Here is a 17,805-nt window from a genome sequence, read left to right on the forward strand (position 1 = left end):
ATGGCATCCCGCACCCGCCGCCGCGGCGCCCGGAACGACGCCACCGGCGCCGCCCGGCGCCGACGGCTGCCCATGCGCCTGCTGCTGCCCACGCTCATCCTGGTCGCCCTGATGGCGATGCTGATGCTGCGCGGGTACGTGCACAGCGAAATCCTCGCCGACCACCGCATCCAGACCGAGGCCTCCGCCGACCTAGTGCCGGAGAAGATCCTGGAGGGCGGCCCGGTCATCGACACCAGAAGCGGCCAGGCCACCAGTCTGCAGATGCCCGACCACCGCCTCGTCCTCACGTTCGACGACGGCCCGGACCCCGAGTGGACCCCGAAGGTCCTGGACGTCCTGAAGAGGTACGACGCGCACGCCGTCTTCTTCGTCACCGGCACGATGGCCTCGCGCTACCCGGAACTCGTCCGGCGGATGGTGAACGAGGGGCACGAGGTGGGGCTGCACACCTTCAACCACCCCGACCTCTCGCTCCAGTCGAAGAAGCGGATCGACTGGGAACTGTCCCAGAACCAGCTGGCGCTCGCCGGTGCGGCGGGCATCCGTACGTCGCTGTTCCGGCCGCCGTACTCCTCCTTCGCCGACGCCATGGACAACAAGTCGTGGCCGGTCACGGAGTACATCGGCAAGCGCGGCTACATCACCGTCGTCAACAACACGGACAGCGAGGACTGGCGCAAGCCGGGCGTCGACGCGATCATCCGCCAGGCCACCCCCAAGGGCGGCAAGGGCGCGATCGTCCTCATGCACGACTCCGGCGGCGACCGTCACCAGACCGTCGAGGCCCTGGACCGCTTCCTGCCCGACATGAGGAAGAAGGGGTACGACTTCCAGAACCTCACCGAGGCCCTGGACGCGCCCAGCGCGCACACCCCGGTCGCGGGCGTCGAACTGGCGAAGGGCAAGGCGTGGACCTTCCTGGTCCGGGCCTCCGACGGGATCACCGCCGTACTGGTCGTCGGTCTCGCGATCATCGGTGTCCTCGTGTTCGCCCGGTTCGGCCTGATGCTGCTGCTCTCCGTCCTGCACGCCCGCCGCACCCGCCGCCCCGACTTCAGCTGGGGCCCGCCGATCACCGAACCGGTGTCGGTGCTGGTCCCGGCGTACAACGAGGCCAAGTGCATCGAGGCCACCGTGCGGTCACTGATGCGCAGCGAGCATCCCATCGAGGTGATCGTCATCGACGACGGGTCGAGCGACGGCACGGCCCGCATCGTCGAGAACATGGGCCTGCCGAACGTACGCGTGGTGCGCCAGCTCAACGCGGGCAAGCCCGCCGCCCTCAACCGGGGTGTGGCCAACGCCCGTTACAACCTGATCGTGATGATGGACGGCGACACGGTCTTCGAGCCGGGCACCGTCCGTGAACTCGTCCAGCCGTTCGGCGACCCGCGCGTGGGCGCCGTCGCCGGCAACGCCAAGGTCGGCAACAAGGACTCCCTGATCGGCGCCTGGCAGCACATCGAGTACGTGATGGGCTTCAACCTGGACCGCCGTATGTACGACGTCCTGGGCTGCATGCCGACGATCCCCGGCGCGGTGGGCGCGTTCCGCCGCTCGGCCCTGAAGCGGGTCGGCGGGATGAGCGACGACACGCTCGCCGAGGACACCGACATCACGATGGCCCTGCACCGCGACGGCTGGCGGGTCGTGTACGCGGAGAACGCCCGCGCCTGGACCGAGGCCCCGGAATCCGTCCAGCAGCTCTGGTCCCAGCGCTACCGCTGGTCGTACGGCACCATGCAGGCGATCTGGAAGCACCGCCGCTCCGTCGTCGAACGGGGCCCGTCGGGCCGCTTCGGCCGCGTCGGCCTCCCCTTCGTCTCCCTCTTCATGGTGGTGGCCCCGCTCCTGGCTCCCCTGATCGACGTGTTCCTGCTCTACGGGCTGGTGTTCGGCCCGACCGAGAAGACCGTCTTCGCCTGGCTGGGCGTCCTGGCCATCCAACTGATCTGCGCGGCCTACGCGTTCCGCCTCGACCGCGAGAAGATGACCCACTTGATCTCGCTGCCCCTGCAACAGATCCTCTACCGCCAGCTCATGTACGTCGTCCTGCTCCAGTCCTGGATCACCGCCCTCACCGGCGGCCGGCTGCGGTGGCAGAAGCTGCGGCGCACCGGCGTCGTCGGCTCGGCCCCCGACGCCGTACCGGCCGCCCGGACGAGCGGCAGCGACAACAGGAGGCCCGTGGGATGACCCAGCCACCCCCGGCGACGGACACGACGTCCTCGCCGACGTACGACATCCCGCGCCGGCCGACGGCGGACGAACCGCCCGCCGCACCCCGGGCGAAGAAGCCCGGCCGCGACCGCTACCTGGACCTGCTCCGGAGCATCGCCCTGGTCCGGGTGGTCGTCTACCACCTGTTCGGCTGGGCGTGGCTGACGATCCTGTTCCCCTCCATGGGCGTGATGTTCGCGCTGGCGGGCTCGCTGATGGCCCGCTCCCTGAACCGCCCGGCGGCCGGGGTCATCAGGGGCCGGATCAGGCGCCTGCTGCCCCCGCTGTGGGCGTTCAGTGTGGTGGCGCTGACGCTGATGTTCATCGGCGGCTGGAACCCGACCAAGGATCCCGACCACGCCGGCACCTGGGGTCTGGTCGAACTCCTCAACTACATCGTCCCGATCGGCGCCCCGCCCTACCCCTGGAGCATCGGCTCCAAGTCGGGCGTGCTGGAGAACACCTGGGCGGTCCAGGCGGCGGGCCCGCTCTGGTACCTGCGGGCCTATCTGTGGTTCGTGATCGCCTCGCCGCTCCTCCTGTGGGCGTTCCGCCGGCTCCCGTGGGCGACACTGCTCGCCCCGCTGGCCCTGACGGCGGTGGTCGGTACGGGCCTGGTGAAGATCCCCGGGGAAACGGGCAACGCGGTGACGGACTTCGCGGTGTTCGGCGGCTGCTGGGTGCTGGGCTTCGCCCACCACGAGGGCCTGCTGAAGCAGATCCCGCGCTATCTGTCCGTGTCCTGCGCGGCCCTGATCATGGCTTTCGGCATCTGGTGGGCCTCGGGACACAAGGGCCCCGACGGCTGGGACCTCAACGACATCCCGCTGGCCCAGGCGACCTGGTCCTTCGGGTTCGTGGTGATCCTCCTCCAGTACTCCCCGTCGTGGCAGGAACTGCCGGGCCGCCTGGCGAAGTGGGACAAGCTGGTCACCCTCTCCAACAACAGGGCCGTCACGATCTACCTGTGGCACAACCTCCTGATCATGGCCACGGTTCCCCTGATCGACCTCCTGTACGAACTCCCCTTCATGTCCGAGGGGATGGTGTCCGCGCTGGACACGACGTACAACCTGTGGATGTTCCTCCTGGTCTGGCCCCTGATCGGCCTGACGATCCTGTCCCTGGGCTGGATCGAGGACGTCGCCGCCAAGCGAAGCCCACGGCTGTGGCCGAACGGGGCGAAGCGTGGGGGAGGGCGGCGGAGGGGTTGAGGGAGAGGTTGAGGGAGGGGGATCGGGGACGGCCGGCCCGGCACCTGACGGGTGCCGGGCCGCTCTGTGCCGCGTGCACGCGGTGAAGGTAAAGGGCAGCCCATGATTCGCTCTGGTGTCCGTCCCTCGCGCCCCGCTAACGTGTCGCTACCCCCGGCACCCCTTTTCTGTCGAGCGAGAGAACGAAGTTGAGCAAGGCACCGACAACACAGCCGTCCCCCGGGCGCGCGCCGGTCTTCGGACTGGTCACGCCCGAGGACTGGTACCGCATCCCGCTCCAGCCCCGAGAACGCCTCGAAGCGTCCGTGAACGCCCTGATCAAGCGGCAGTTCGCGGGCGTCGACGACCAGCCGATCCTGCGCCGCAAGACGGAGGAACAGCTCCTCGACACCGCCGGGGCAGGCGTCGAGCAGGGCGGCGTCGTGCTGTACCTGTCGTTCCTGGAGGTCGGCGGCATCCCGCTGTCCGCCTCCCTCCTCGTCTCCCACCTCCACCGGAGGTTCGACGGCCTGGACGCCGTCGCCGCGCTCGCCGGTTCGGGCGAGGTCGAGCTGACGAGGCTGCCCGCCGGACGGGCGGCCCGGCTGGTCAGGCGCGAGCGGACGAAGCAGTCGCGGAAGCTGGGCTCCGAGTTCGAGGACACCATCGTCGAGTACTTCGTCCCGGTCCCGGACCGCGACGAGGTGCTGATGCTGACCTTCAGCACTCCGCTGGAGCCCGTCGCGGACGCCATGGTGGGGCTGTTCGACGCGGTGGCCGGTACTTTGCGCTGGCAGAGAACCAGCAAGGTGGAAGACAACGCAGGACACAACGGGGAGGAAGAAGAGGGATGGGCGAGCGACTGAGGGTCGACCTGGCCGACCTGGAGAAGGCCGGCACCGGTCTGCGGACGGTGGCGACCGAGCTGGAAGGGCTCGACAAGCTCATGGACGCGTACGACCGCCGTACCGTCGGGCACCAGCAGCTCCACGAGCGGCTGCAGGACTTCTCGGACGGCTGGGACGACAACCGCAAGAAGATGATCGAGGAGATCCAGGGACTCGGGAAGGTCGCCCACGAGTCCGCCAAGGCGTACAAGGAACTCGACACCGCCCTGTACGACGCGCTGACGGGCAAGGGGAAGAAGAAGTGAGCCGCCCGGCGGACAACCGGTGGGAGGTGCTGGGGGAGAGCGGTGACCCGGTGCCCGGTGACGTCCACGACCTCCAGGCCCTCGCTCGCCGGTTCGAGGCCACCGCCAAGACCATCACCGAGACCACCGAGGCGCTGCGCCGGCTCGGAAACCTGGAGAGCTGGGACTCCGAGGCCGGAAAGGCCTTCGCCGAGAAGGCCGGCGACACGGCGAAGACGGTCGGCAAGGCACACGACCGCTACGCCGACGCCGCGTCCGCGCTGAAGACGTACTACACCGACCTGGAGACCATCCAGGAGGACGCCGACAAGCTCCTGCGCGACGCGGAGACGAAGAGCGGCGACCTGACCACGGCCAGGTCCGGTGCCGACAACCCGCCCAAGGGCACCACGGACGCCGAGCAGAAGAAGCTCGACAAGAAGGTGACCGGCATCCAGGAGGGCCTGGACGGCCTGCGCGGACAGCTCGCCGCCGTGAAGACCCGCCACAAGGAGGCCGGCGACAAGGCGGCCAAGGCGATCCACGACACGACGGAGGGCGACGGTCTCAACGACGGGTGGCTGGACGATCTGCGGGACTCGCTGAAGATCATCAGTGAGATCTCGGGGGCGATCGCGGCGGTCTGCGGACTCGCGGCGCTGGCGGTCGGCTGGATCCCGATCATCGGCCAGGCCCTCGCGGGAGTGCTGGGCACGATCGCCTTGGTGATGACGGTCGTCTCACTCGTCTGTCACGTTCTGCTCGCCATCAACGGAGACGGGTCGTGGGGCGATGTGGCGATCGACGTCCTCGGACTGGCGACGTTCGGCATCGGACGCGTCTTCACCACGGGGTCCAAGCTCGCGGCCACCGTCGGGCGCAGCCGGGTCTGGAATGCCGCGAATCAGTACGTCCGCGCCTGGAACCCGGGAATGAACTCGCGCGGGACGCGTGCGCTCGTCGAGTCGATGGTCGGGCCGCGCGCCGGAGCCGTCGACAACGTGGTGCTGCCCGACGTGTCGTTGGCAGCCGCCTTCAAGGGCTTGCCGAGGTCCTTCGCGGACGACCTGAGCACGATCGGCAGCAACTGGCGGGGACTGTTCAGGGGAAGCGACAACGGAGCCGCGTTCCGCAACGCCTATGACACGGCGGGAGTGCGTGGCGTGGCCAGCCTGTACGGGGGACCGGGCCTGGTCGACGAACTCGGGCGCATGAAGAACATCGACGCGTCGGATCTCGCCTTCATCGGTACGCCCGACGCCTTCAAGCAGGCCATCGCGTACAACTCGGTGTCGCTCGGCGGTACGGCGACGGGGGCGACATCCGATGCCGTGAGCTTCGCCGGGCTGTTCGGCGGCGACCCGGAGATCGACGTCACCGGCTCCGACGCCTCGCTGGCCGGGAGGTGACGTCCATGGTCACGAACGACTGGCGGCAGTGCCGGGTCGTGCTGCCCGCCCCGCAGAACTGGCTGGTCCTGGATCTGCGCAGCGAGGACCCCGAGACCTGGGCCCGCGAGGTCGCGGCAGAGCACCTGGCCGAGGACGCGCCCGTCGAGGCGCGCGACGCGTTCGCCACGGACGTCCTGTGGTACTGGGGCGTGGCGGTCCGACAGCGGGCGCTGTGCGCTGCGGTGCTGGCTCCACCGGAGAGCGCGGTCATCGCCTCGTACTCCGTCCGGGAGCTGAGAATCCCGCTGGAGTCCCTCTCCGTCGGGGCCTTTCGTGCCGAGGCGGCCCGTGCGGAGGGTCCGTACTTCGGCGAGCAGGGGCTCACGGAGGTCGAGCTGCCGCTGGGACCGGCCCTCAGGGTCCACCGCCTGGAGCCGACGGCGCCGGACAGCGACAGCGGCACCATCGTGGAGGGGGTGCTCCACTATGTTCTGCCGCGCCAGTACCCCACGGCTCTGGAATGCAGGTTGCTGTGGTCGACCCTGGGCTTCGGCGGGGAACTGGAGAAGATCGCCGACGAGCTGGCGGACTCAGTCCTTCTGGAGTGAGACCGACGGACGGAGGGACCCTGGGCGGCGCTTTCCGATCATGCCGCCCAGGCCGATCTTCTCCCAGGGGAACAGCATCAGCGGCACGTAGCTGAAACCGATGACGACGACGGCGACGAAGGTGGTGATCTGCTGAGGCAGGAGCCACCCCAGTTGGGAGACGACGATGGCCAGGACGAACACGTAGACGTCGAAGAGGATCAGCCCGAGAACCTTCTTCGCGGCCGAGCCCGCCCCCATCCGGGGATCGTCCTCGGTGCCCCACACCATGGCGATCAGAATCAGCGGCAGGAACAGCCCGGGAGCCCCCCCGATGGCGATTCCGCCGATGATCAGGGCACCCTGCCCGTCCTCATGAATCAGGGGCGACAGAGGCGTGGAGTCCCCCAGCCTCAGCATCAGGTACACGCAAGCGAACGCCCCGCCCATCGTCGTCGCGAAGACGACGAGGAACGCCACCGCGAAGCGCACGTTCCCGGCGAAGGTGCGCTTGGCGGGCTGCACCTTGGGCCTGTCGGACCTGGACTCGGCGGACATGGACTCTCCCGTTCCCTGTGTGGGGTCCGGTAGAGGATAGCGGGGCACCGGGACCCCCAGGAGTGGCCCGCCGTGCTCTGGCCGTGACCTCCGTCTGCGTAACCTCTCATCCCACCTCCTCGCGGGGTGAGAGCAAAGTTCCCTTCCGGTCACCCACAGCCACAGGGTGGAAACGCGCTCTGCCTACCTTCGGGACTCATCACCGCTCAGCACCCCGACAAGAACCACCCGAGCCCCGGACCACCGTGGAGGCGTCATGACAGCCCCTAGTTCAGCCCCCGCACCCGGCAGGGGAGGCCGCTGGATCGAGCACTGGGATCCCGAGGACGAGGCCTTCTGGAACGCGACCGGAGAGAAGGTCGCCCGCCGCAACCTGTTCTTCTCCGTCCTCTCCGAGCACATCGGCTTCTCCATCTGGACGCTGTGGTCCGTGATGGTGCTGTTCATGGGACCGGAGTACGGGCTCACCCCGGCGGACAAGTTCTTCATCGTGTCGATGGCGACCGCCGTCGGCGCCGTCGTCCGCGTCCCCTACACCTTCGCCGTCGCCCTCTTCGGTGGCCGGAACTGGACCATCGTCTCCGCGGCGCTGCTCCTCATCCCGACGATCGCGGCGTTCATCGTCATGGAACCGGGGACGTCCTTCGGCACGTTCCTCGTCTGCGCCATGCTCGCCGGCATCGGCGGCGGCAACTTCGCCTCCAGCATGACCAACATCAACGCCTTCTTCCCGCTCCGCAAGAAGGGCTGGGCGCTCGGCCTCAACGCGGGCGGCGGCAACATCGGTGTCCCGGTCGTGCAGCTGATCGGCCTCGCGGTCATCGGCGCGAGCGGCGGACCGCGCGTACTCCTCGGGATCTACATCCCGTTCATCGTCGTCGCCGCGGTCCTCGCGGCCCTCTACATGGACAACATCACGTCCCTGAAGAACGACACCGGCGCCGCCAAGGACGCCGTCAAGGACGCGCACACCTGGATCATGTCCTTCCTCTACATCGGGACGTTCGGGTCGTTCATCGGCTACAGCTTCGCGTTCGGGCTCGTCCTCCAGACGCAGTTCGGCCGTACGCCGCTCCAGTCCGCGTACGTCACCTTCATCGGCCCGCTGCTGGGCTCGCTGATCCGTCCCGTCGGCGGCTGGCTCGCCGACCGCTACGGCGGCGCGAAGATCACGCTGTGGAACTACGTCGGCATGGCCGCCGCCACCGGTGTCATCGTCATGGCGTCCATGGAGAAGTCGCTGCCGCTGTTCACCACGGCCTTCATCGCCCTGTTCGTCCTCACCGGCCTCGGCAACGGCTCGACGTTCAAGATGATCCCCGGCATCTTCCACGCCAAGGCCCTGGCCAAGGGGCTGGACGGTGAGGCAGCCGCGGCGTACGGCCGTCGCCTGTCCGGTGCCTCCATGGGGCTCATCGGTGCGGTGGGCGCGCTCGGCGGCCTCGGTATCAACCTCGCGTTCCGCCAGTCCTTCCTGAGCGTCGGCTCCGGCACCGGTGCCTTCGTCGGCTTCCTCGCCTTCTACGGGGTCTGCTTCCTTGTCACCTGGGCTGTATACCTTCGCCGCCCGGCCGGCGCACAGGCCACAGCGGCCACGGCCTCCGAGACAAAGCCCCAGCTCAGCTACGCCGAGGTGTGACACCCACCCGAAGCGGCTTAAGTAACACCAGCGACATGAACCCGAACCGAGCCTGTCACGCGCCGTTGACAGGCTCGTTCGGCACGACAGTGCCGGATGTGACCCGACTGCGGGACGAGAGCCATGTACGACGAAGAGCAGCGACCAGTACGACCGGCCCAACCTGACCACGGTCCCCTCGCGGGGTTCACCGTGGGTGTCACGGCCGCGCGTCGGGCCGATGAACTCGGGACACTCCTCCAGCGGCGGGGCGCGGCCGTCGTACACGCGCCCGCTCTGCGGATCGTGCAGCTCGCCGACGACAGCGAGCTGCTCGCGGCCACCAAGCAGCTCATCGCCCAGGCGCCGGACATCGTCGTCGCCACCACCGCCATCGGCTTCCGGGGCTGGATCGAGGCCGCCGACGGCTGGGGGCTCGGCGAGGACCTGCTCGCCTGTCTCGGCGGGGTCGAGCTGCTGGCGCGCGGCCCCAAGGTCAAGGGCTCCGTCCGGGCCGCCGGGCTCACCGAGCACTGGTCGCCGTCCTCCGAGTCCATGGCCGAGGTGCTCGACCGACTCTTGGAGGAGGGTGTCGAGGGGCGCCGTATCGCCATCCAGCTGCACGGCGAGCCTCTGCCCGGGTTCGTGGAGTCGCTGCGGGCGGCGGGCGCGGAGGTCGTCGGTGTGCCCGTCTACCGGTGGATGCCGCCGGAGGACATCGGCCCCGTCGACCGGCTCCTCGACGCCACCGTCTCGCGCGGCGTGGACGCGCTCACCTTCACCAGCGCCCCCGCCGCCGCGTCCCTTCTCTCCCGGGCGGAGCACCGGGGGATGCTCCCGGAACTCCTCGCCGCCCTCCACCACGACGTGCTCCCCGCGTGCGTGGGCCCGGTCACCGCGCTGCCGCTCCAGGCCCACGGAGTCGACACGGTCTCCCCCGAACGTTTCCGCCTGGGCCCCCTGGTCCAACTCCTCTGCAAGGAACTCCCGTCCCGCGCAAGGGCGTTGCCCATCGCCGGCCACCGCGTCGAGATCCGCGGCCACGCGGTCCTGGTGGACGGCGCCCTACGCCCCGTACCCCCGGCCGGCATGTCCCTGATGCGGTCCCTGTCCCGCCGCCCGGGCTGGGTCGTGGCCCGAGCGGAACTCCTCCGGGCCCTGCCCGGAGCCGGCCGAGACGAACACGCGGTAGAAACAGCGATGGCCCGCCTACGCACCGCCCTGGGCGCCCCCAAACTCATCCAAACGGTAGTAAAACGCGGCTACCGCCTGGCCCTGGACCCAGCAGCGGACGCGAAGTACTCCGACGGGTAGTTCCTTCGGGTAGTTCCTTCGTCTGCGGGTCCGTGGGGGCTGGTCGCGCAGTTCCCCGCGCCCCTATCGGGGGGTGACGCGTGGTTTCTTCGTCCGCGCGCCGGTGGGGGCCGAGCGCGCAGTTCCCCGCGCCCCTGACGGGGCGCGCTGCACTCGGCGTGCTGGTCGGGGGCTGAGCCCCTGTCGGGGCCTGGCCGCAACGCGCCCGATAGGGGCGCGGGGAACTGCGCGACCAGCCCCCACGGACCCGCAGACAAAGAACCGCCTGTCCCGCGGAGCGACCCCCACAGGGCCGCAGACGAAGAACTGCCTGTCCCGCGGAGCGTTTCGCGCAGCCGAGGGGTTCCGGCCGCGACACGGGCCAGGCACTGTAGAGGCAACGGTTCCCCCTGCCCCCGTCACTGGCATCCGCATCGGAGACGACCGTGGCCACAGCCTCGTACGAGCTGCGTTTCGACGCCGGGCGGATCTGCCTGGACCTCCTCGCGACCACCCACCCCGACGAGCGGATCGGCGCAGTCGAGCCGCTCCGTGCCTGGATCCTCGGCTCCGGGCTCGTCCCGGCAGACACACCCCTGCGCCACGCCGACGCCTCCTGGGTCACGGACTTCCGCGAACTCCGGGACCTGACCGGCCAGTTGGTGCGAAACCCCGCAGCCGCCGACCCGCACCTCCTCGACCGCCTCAACGACCTCGCCCGCCCCGCGACCCCGGCGCCCCGCGTGGTCCGCGCCGAAGACGGCACGCTCGTACGGGAGTTGCACGGGCCGCCCGGCTGCGCGGCCCTGCTCGGCGTGGTCGCCCGGGACGCCGTGGAGCTGCTCACCGACCCCGTGGCACGCGCCTGCCTGCGTCAGTGCGAGGGCGACAACTGCCCGATCGTCTACCTCGACACCTCCCGGGGAAGACGGCGCAGATGGTGTTCCAGTGAAATCTGCGGCAACCGGGAGCGGGTCGCGAGGCACCGCCGACGGGCCGCCCTCGCACGCGCGTAGACCGTTCGCCGGCCACTCACAGTTCACTCATAGCGGGCCTGTCGGGCGGAATCGGACCCACCAACTCCCGCAGGTTGCAGTGACGTTGATTACACGTGAGTTTCCAGTCGGCGCGCCGCGGGCATCGCCGTGATCTTGCCAATGTGGCGGAAACGTAAAGCACTTGCGGCGGGAATGTGCTCCCTTGTCCCTCACGTCTCGTCCAGATAAAGAAAGTTGTGGTCGCACGTTGAACATCCCGCACCGCCCTTCCGTACCTCGGGGGGAGCGACCGACTGGGGGAACCCGGGACAGCGGAGGTGGGCGTGCGCAAGGATTCCGTCGTGGCCAATGAACGAGCACCGAGGGCCCGACATCGCATGTCCCAGCCCTCGGAACCCGACGAGGACTTGATGCGTGCGCTGTACCGAGAGCACGCAGGGCCTCTCCTGGCATATGTCCTCAGGCTGGTCGCCGGAGACCGGCAACGAGCCGAGGACGTCGTGCAGGAGACGCTCATCCGTGCCTGGAAGAACGCCGGTCAGCTCAATCGAGCAACCGGTTCGGTACGCCCCTGGCTGGTGACGGTCGCCCGGCGCATCGTCATCGACGGCCACCGCAGCCGGCAGGCCCGGCCGCAGGAGGTGGACCCGTCGCCGCTGGAGGTCATCCCCGCGGAGGACGAGATCGACAAGGCGTTGTGGCTGATGACGTTGTCGGACGCGCTGGACGACCTGACCCCTGCCCACCGGGAGGTCCTGGTCGAGACCTATTTCAAGGGGCGTACCGTGAACGAAGCCGCCGAAACGCTGGGCATACCCAGCGGAACGGTGCGCTCACGGGTGTTCTACGCCCTGCGTTCGATGAAGCTCGCACTGGAGGAGCGGGGGGTGACGGCATGAGCATTTACGGGGGGTTCGGAGCGGGTAGTCCTGGTTCCATGCGAGGAATGCAGGGTTCCCAGGGACCGAACGAACACGAGACCGTAGGCGCCTACGCCCTCGGCATCCTCGACGACGCGGAGGCCACGGCCTTCGAAGCACACCTCGCCGGGTGCGAGTGGTGCGCCCAGCAGCTCGACGAGCTGGCCGGGATGGAACCGATGCTGGCCGCCCTCGCGGACCTGCCCGGTGCCCAGGGAACCCCTGCCATCGGCGAGTCGCTGTCCGCCCGCCCGAGTCCGCAACTGTCGACCAGACTGGTGGACGAGGTCGCGGAACGGCGTGCGAGCAAGCGTCGGCGCAGCTTCTACATGGTGGCCGCCGCGGCAGCCCTCATCATCGGCGGCCCGGCCACGGTGTTCGCGACGACCAGCGGCAACACCAGCAACGAGGCCGCACCCGCGCCGTCGTCGTCGGTGGCGAAGGCCACTGGTTCCGCCCAGGAAGCCTTCGCTCTCATGACCGACCGGGTCTCCGCCACCGACCCCACCACCAAGGTCACCGCGACCGTGGCGATGGACTCGAAGGGCTGGGGTGTCGGCGCGGTCCTGGAGCTGGCCGGCGTCAAGGGCCCGCTGAAGTGCTCCCTCGTCGTCGTCGGCAAGGACGGCTCGCGCGAGACGATGTCCAACTGGTCCGTCCCGAAGTGGGGTTACGGCATCAAGGACTCGACGAACGCGGAGGCCCGCAACCCGCTCTACATCCACGGCGGAACGGCCTTCACCGCCGACGAGATCGACCACTTCGAGGTCGTCACCTCTGCCGGCGAACAGCTTGTCGAGGTCGACGCCTGACCTCGCCCGCAGCACTCCGGCAGTAGCCCGTCCGTAGTCCCGCAGTAGTCCCACAGCTCGCTCCGCGACCGCCCCAGGACGCCTCGTACGAAGACTCGTACGGTGTCCTGGGGCGGTTGCGTAGCTTCAAGGCCCTCCTTTCGCGTACGGTTGACGGCTGCCCAGCACGTCAGAAGGGGGCCCGGTGGCCGCTCAGGCTCAGCAGGAAACGGCGCTCGTACCGGTCGAGGACTCCTCACTGCAGGACTCCGTCCGCGACCGCGAGATCAGCGTCGAACAGGAACACCTGGACCGGGTGTACCGGCGTCTTGAGGAGAAGATCAACGAGGCCGAGTTCCTCATGCACGACGCGGCCAAGCGAGGCCAGGTCGGCACCCCCGGCGCGCTCGCCGAACGGGACGCCCAGGTGTTCCGCGCCGGCATCCACCTCAACAGGCTGAACAACGAGTTCGAGGACTTCCTCTTCGGCCGTATCGACCTGCTGCGGGGGATGGACGGCAAGAAGGGCCCGGACGGCGCCTACACGGCCGTGGAGGCCGCGGAAGGGGCCGTGAGCCCCGACGGCACCGCCGACATCGCCGAGACCCTCCACATCGGCCGTATCGGCGTCCTCGACGAGGACTACTCGCCCCTCGTCATCGACTGGCGCGCCCCGGCCGCCGCGCCCTTCTACCGCTCGACCCCGGTCGATCCGGGCCGGGTGGTCCGCCGCCGCGTCATCCGCTCCAAGGGCCGGCGTGTCCTCGGCGTCGAGGACGACCTGATGCGCCCCGAGCTGACGGCGTCCCTGGACGGCCAGGAGCTCGCGGTGATCGGCGACGGCGCCCTGATGGCCGCGCTCGGCCAGGCCCGCAGCCACACCATGCGGGACATCGTGTCGTCCATCCAGGCCGAACAGGACCTGGTGATCCGCGCCCCCGCCGCCTCGGTGACGTACGTCGAGGGCGGCCCGGGCACCGGCAAGACGGCCGTCGCCCTGCACCGCGCCGCCTACCTGCTCTACCAGGACCGGCGCCGGTACGCGGGCGGCATCCTGATCGTCTCGCCCACGCCCCTGCTCGTGGCGTACACGGAGGGAGTCCTGCCCTCCCTCGGTGAGGAGGGCCAGGTCGCGATCCGCGCCATCGGCTCCCTCGTCGACGGCGCCGAGGCCACGCTGTACGACTCCCCGGCCGTGGCCCGCGCCAAGGGCTCGTACCGCATGCTCAAGGTGCTGCGGAAGGCCGCGCGGGGCGCCTTGGAGCGCAACGACCAGTCCACTGCGACCACCCGCCTGAGGGTCGTCGCCTTCGGCCGCCGTATCGAACTGGAGGCCCCCGAACTGGCCCGCGTCCGCGAGTCGGCGCTCAGCGGCACGGCCCCCGTCAACCTATTGCGCCCCCGCGCCCGCAAGCTCCTCCTGGACGCCCTGTGGGCCCGCTCGGGCGCCCAGGGCCGGCACACCGACCCGGAGCTGGCCGCGGAACTCCGCTCCTCCTTCGACGAGGACGTCACGACCGAGGACGACTTCATCGCGTTCCTCGACGCCTGGTGGCCGGAACTGACCCCCGCCTCCGTCCTCACGGCCATGTCCGACGAACGCCGCCTCGGCCGCTGGGCCCGCCGCATCCTGAACCCGGGCGAGGTCCGCCGGGTCGCCCGCTCCCTCAAGCGCGACGGCCTCTCGGTCCACGACGTGGCCATGCTCGACGAACTCCTCGCGATCCTCGGCACCCCGGCCCGCCCCCGCAAGCGGCGCGACCTGGACCCCCTGGACCAGCTCACCGGCCTCGAAGAACTGATGCCGGTACGGGAGGAGTCGCAGCGCGAACGCGCCGAGCGGCTCGCCCAGGAGCGCACCGAGTACGCCCACGTCATCGTCGACGAGGCCCAGGACCTCACCCCGATGCAGTGGCGCATGGTCGGCCGCCGGGGCCGGCACGCCACCTGGACGGTCGTCGGCGACCCGGCCCAGTCGTCCTGGTCCGACCCCGACGAGGCGGCCGAGGCGCGCGACGAGGCCCTCGGCACCCGCCCGCGCCGCCGCTTCACCCTCACCGTCAACTACCGCAACCCGGCCGAGATCGCCGAACTGGCCGCCAAGGTCCTGGCCCTGGCGATGCCGGGCTCGGAGTCCCCGAGGGCGGTCCGCTCGACGGGAGTGGAGCCGCGTTTCGTAGCTGTACGAGGCTCCCTGGCCAAGTCCGTCAGGGACGAGGCCGCCCGTCTCCTGGACCTCGTCGACGGCACCGTGGGCGTCGTGGTGGCCATGAACCGCCGCGAGGAGGCCGCCCGCTGGCTGGCGGGCCTGGGCGACCGCGTGGTGGCCCTGGGCAGCCTGGAGGCCAAGGGACTGGAGTACGACGCCACCGTGGTCGTCTCCCCGGCCGAGATCGCCGACGAGAGCCCGGCCGGCCTGCGCGTGCTGTACGTCGCCCTGACCCGGGCAACGCAGCAGCTCACGGTCGTGTCGGCGGACCGCGACGAGCCCGACGCACGAGGGGTGCCTGATCTTCTCCGTGACTGATGCCAAGACTGTGGCCGATGGGAATTGCCTTACGGGGATCGTTTGTTACCGTTGACGTGGCACCGGCTCGATCCAAGCCCCCGGGCCCAACCTTCGTCGCTACGAGCGACCACTTGCCGCGAGGCGAGCATGGCGGGTCGGTGCCACTTGAACGCAGAAGGCACGTGAAGAGGTCCACGTCACCTGGTGACGTGGACCTCTTTTTTGCTGACGTTTTTTGCTGAAGAACTTATTGAGAACAAAACGTTCGCAATCGAGGCCCCGCTACCAGCTACTCAACGGTAGGTGCGACGATCGGACGGCAAACCAAGCATCAGGGTGAAAGCAGAAGGAAGTCGGCCATGGCAACGGCGCCCAGCGTCTCCTACTCGATCACGGTCCGGTTGGAGGTGCCCGCGAGCGGAACCGCGGTCTCTCAGATCACCACGGCCGTGGAGTCCCACGGAGGCTCGGTGACCGGCCTCGACGTCACCGCCTCCGGCCACGAACTGCTCCGGATCGACGTCACCATCGCGGCCACCTCGACCGCGCACGCCGACGAGATCGTCCAGCAGCTGCGCGGCATCGAGGGCGTCAGCCTCGGCAAGGTCTCGGACCGTACGTTCCTCATGCACCTCGGCGGCAAGATCGAGATGCAGTCCAAGCACCCCATCCGCAACCGTGACGACCTCTCGATGATCTACACCCCGGGCGTGGCCCGCGTGTGCATGGCGATCGCCGAGAACCCCGAGGACGCCCGCCGCCTCACCATCAAGCGCAACACCGTCGCGGTCGTCACCGACGGCTCCGCGGTCCTCGGCCTCGGCAACATCGGCCCCATGGCCGCCATGCCGGTCATGGAGGGCAAGGCGGCCCTCTTCAAGCGCTTCGCCGACATCGACGCCTGGCCGATCTGCCTGGACACCCAGGACACCGACGAGATCGTCACGATCGTCAAGGCCATCGCCCCGGGCTTCGCCGGCATCAACCTCGAGGACATCTCGGCCCCGCGCTGCTTCGAGATCGAGGCCCGCCTCCGCGAGGCCCTCGACATCCCCGTCTTCCACGACGACCAGCACGGCACCGCGATCGTCGTCCTCGCCGCCCTCACCAACGCCCTGCGCGTCACGGGCAAGGCGATCGGCGACATCCGGGTCGTCATGTCCGGCGCCGGCGCGGCCGGTACGGCCATCCTCAAGCTGCTCATCGCGGCGGGCGTCAAGCAGGCGGTCGTCGCCGACATCCAGGGTGTCGTCCACGCGGGCCGCGCGGACCTGGTGAACGCGGCCCCCGACTCCCCGCTGCGCTGGATCGCCGACAACACCAACCTGGAGGGCCTCACCGGCACCCTCAAGGAGGCCGTGCGCGGCGCCGACGTCTTCATCGGCGTCTCCGCCCCGAACGTCATCGACGGCGACGACGTGGCCGCGATGGCGGACGACGCGATCGTGTTCGCGCTCGCGAATCCCGACCCCGAGGTCGACCCGGCGATCGCCCGTCAGACGGCGGCCGTCGTGGCCACCGGGCGCTCGGACTTCCCGAACCAGATCAACAACGTGCTGGTCTTCCCGGGTGTCTTCCGCGGCCTCCTGGACGCGCAGTCCCGCACGGTCAACACCGAGATGATGCTCGCGGCGGCCACCGCACTCGCGAACGTCGTCACCGAGGACGAGCTGAACCCCAACTACATCGTGCCGAGCGTCTTCAACGACAAGGTCGCGGGCGCGGTGGCGGGTGCGGTGCGCGAGGCGGCGAAGGCCGCGGCGGCTGCCGAGTAGGCGCCCACACGGGCAGACGCGCACAATATGTGACGGTTGCCACGGGCCCCCGTACCGGCGCGTCGGGGGCACCCCGCCCCCGGGCGCCTCTAGGGTGGCGGCCAGACTCACCCCGCCCGGCCCCGGCCGGTAACGCTTTCCAGGTGACTTCCAAGGGTGTTCGTGTGACTCCCAGGGGTGCCGGATTGGCTTTCCCGCCGCAGGTGGGGGCAGGATGCGTCTTCGGGCGCGAGGGTCCGACGACGGACCCGGGTCCGGGGACCCACCGAGGACCCTGGCAACATCGGCTTCGCTGTGCCCGCCATGCGGCTCCGCCGCGGGGCACGCCTCAACAGCAAGAAGAACACGGGAGTAACGACATGAACCGCAGTGAGCTGGTGGCCGCGCTGGCCGACCGCGCCGAAGTGACTCGCAAGGACGCCGACGCCGTGCTGGCCGCGTTCGCCGAGACCGTCGGTGAGATCGTCGCCAAGGGCGACGAGAAGGTCACCATCCCCGGCTTCCTGACCTTCGAGCGCACCCACCGTGCCGCTCGCACCGCGCGCAACCCGCAGACCGGCGACCCGATCAACATCCCCGCCGGCTACAGCGTCAAGGTCTCCGCGGGCAGCAAGCTGAAGGAAGCGGCCAAGGGTAAGTAAGGGCGCCTGTTCGCCGTTTTTGGCTTGGCGCCGTGGGCGACTGCCGGCCCGTCGTGGCTGGTCGCGCAGTTCCCCGCGCCCCTTAAGGGGCGCTGTAGTTGACGCCGATGGGGCGGTCACCGCCACGTCGTCGGCGTCGGCTGGCTCTACCACCAGCCCCAACACCACGGCGCCGG

The 17,805-nt window shown here is 69.7% G+C and carries 15 protein-coding genes; 14 read left to right on the plus strand and 1 reads right to left on the minus strand.

Annotated features, from left to right (window positions below):
* The 6 genes from ACWDR4_RS44735 to ACWDR4_RS44760 all read left to right on the plus strand — a co-directional run bounded on the left by ACWDR4_RS44735 (nt 1) and on the right by ACWDR4_RS44760 (nt 6,547).
* The gene (locus ACWDR4_RS44735; RefSeq protein ID WP_450417271.1) at nt 1-2,199 is read left to right on the plus strand and encodes a polysaccharide deacetylase family protein; all 2,199 of its coding nucleotides are present in this window, start codon (nt 1-3) and stop codon (nt 2,197-2,199) included.
* The gene (locus ACWDR4_RS44740) at nt 2,196-3,437 is read left to right on the plus strand and encodes an acyltransferase family protein (RefSeq protein WP_450417273.1); all 1,242 of its coding nucleotides are present in this window, start codon (nt 2,196-2,198) and stop codon (nt 3,435-3,437) included. Before ACWDR4_RS44735 ends, ACWDR4_RS44740 begins: the two co-directional genes overlap by 4 nt.
* A gap of 188 nt (nt 3,438-3,625) precedes the next feature.
* The gene (locus tag ACWDR4_RS44745; protein WP_450417275.1) at nt 3,626-4,282 is read left to right on the plus strand and encodes a hypothetical protein; all 657 of its coding nucleotides are present in this window, start codon (nt 3,626-3,628) and stop codon (nt 4,280-4,282) included.
* Nucleotides 4,267-4,569: a hypothetical protein gene (locus ACWDR4_RS44750; protein WP_450417277.1), complete on the plus strand. Its 303-nt coding sequence runs from the start codon at nt 4,267-4,269 to the stop codon at nt 4,567-4,569. The genes ACWDR4_RS44745 and ACWDR4_RS44750 overlap by 16 nt, the downstream gene beginning before the upstream one ends.
* Nucleotides 4,566-5,957 carry a hypothetical protein gene (locus ACWDR4_RS44755; RefSeq protein WP_450417279.1) on the plus strand — a complete coding sequence of 464 codons (1,392 nt, stop codon included), beginning with the start codon at nt 4,566-4,568 and terminating at the stop codon, nt 5,955-5,957. Before ACWDR4_RS44750 ends, ACWDR4_RS44755 begins: the two co-directional genes overlap by 4 nt.
* A gap of 5 nt (nt 5,958-5,962) precedes the next feature.
* Nucleotides 5,963-6,547: a hypothetical protein gene (locus tag ACWDR4_RS44760; RefSeq protein WP_450417281.1), complete on the plus strand. Its 585-nt coding sequence runs from the start codon at nt 5,963-5,965 to the stop codon at nt 6,545-6,547.
* Here the strand turns inward: ACWDR4_RS44760 and ACWDR4_RS44765 are convergent.
* Nucleotides 6,530-7,084, minus strand: a complete 555-nt coding sequence (locus ACWDR4_RS44765; RefSeq protein ID WP_450417283.1) for a hypothetical protein — start codon at nt 7,082-7,084, stop codon at nt 6,530-6,532. The two genes, ACWDR4_RS44760 and ACWDR4_RS44765, sit on opposite strands and share 18 nt — an antisense overlap.
* Nucleotides 7,085-7,340: 256 nt before the next feature.
* On the opposite strand from ACWDR4_RS44765, the gene ACWDR4_RS44770 reads away from it, so the two are divergent.
* The 8 genes from ACWDR4_RS44770 to ACWDR4_RS44805 all read left to right on the plus strand — a co-directional run bounded on the left by ACWDR4_RS44770 (nt 7,341) and on the right by ACWDR4_RS44805 (nt 17,629).
* Nucleotides 7,341-8,723: a nitrate/nitrite transporter gene (locus tag ACWDR4_RS44770; protein ID WP_450417285.1), complete on the plus strand. Its 1,383-nt coding sequence runs from the start codon at nt 7,341-7,343 to the stop codon at nt 8,721-8,723.
* 123 nt (nt 8,724-8,846) lie between these two features.
* Nucleotides 8,847-10,016 (plus strand): uroporphyrinogen-III synthase, encoded by a 1,170-nt coding sequence (locus tag ACWDR4_RS44775; RefSeq protein ID WP_450417287.1) that lies wholly within the window; start codon nt 8,847-8,849, stop codon nt 10,014-10,016.
* Nucleotides 10,017-10,441: 425 nt separating this feature from the next.
* Nucleotides 10,442-11,011 carry a CGNR zinc finger domain-containing protein gene (locus ACWDR4_RS44780; protein WP_450417289.1) on the plus strand — a complete coding sequence of 190 codons (570 nt, stop codon included), beginning with the start codon at nt 10,442-10,444 and terminating at the stop codon, nt 11,009-11,011.
* Between the two features lie 359 nt (nt 11,012-11,370).
* Complete coding sequence (locus ACWDR4_RS44785; protein ID WP_044471680.1) at nt 11,371-11,892, plus strand: sigma-70 family RNA polymerase sigma factor; 522 nt, start codon at nt 11,371-11,373, stop codon at nt 11,890-11,892.
* 47 nt (nt 11,893-11,939) lie between these two features.
* Nucleotides 11,940-12,725 carry an anti-sigma factor family protein gene (locus ACWDR4_RS44790; RefSeq protein ID WP_450417291.1) on the plus strand — a complete coding sequence of 262 codons (786 nt, stop codon included), beginning with the start codon at nt 11,940-11,942 and terminating at the stop codon, nt 12,723-12,725.
* 184 nt (nt 12,726-12,909) lie between these two features.
* Nucleotides 12,910-15,231 carry a HelD family protein gene (locus tag ACWDR4_RS44795; RefSeq protein WP_450417293.1) on the plus strand — a complete coding sequence of 774 codons (2,322 nt, stop codon included), beginning with the start codon at nt 12,910-12,912 and terminating at the stop codon, nt 15,229-15,231.
* A 341-nt stretch (nt 15,232-15,572) separates the two neighbouring features.
* A complete protein-coding gene (locus tag ACWDR4_RS44800; RefSeq protein ID WP_450417295.1) occupies nt 15,573-16,988 on the plus strand; it encodes a malic enzyme-like NAD(P)-binding protein in 1,416 nt (471 codons plus the stop codon).
* 359 nt (nt 16,989-17,347) lie between these two features.
* Entirely contained in the window at nt 17,348-17,629 is a 282-nt protein-coding gene (locus ACWDR4_RS44805; RefSeq protein WP_105974351.1) for an HU family DNA-binding protein, read from the plus strand.
* The last annotated feature ends 176 nt before the right edge of the window (nt 17,630-17,805 follow it).

Source organism: Streptomyces sp. NPDC000878 (genome assembly GCF_053599695.1).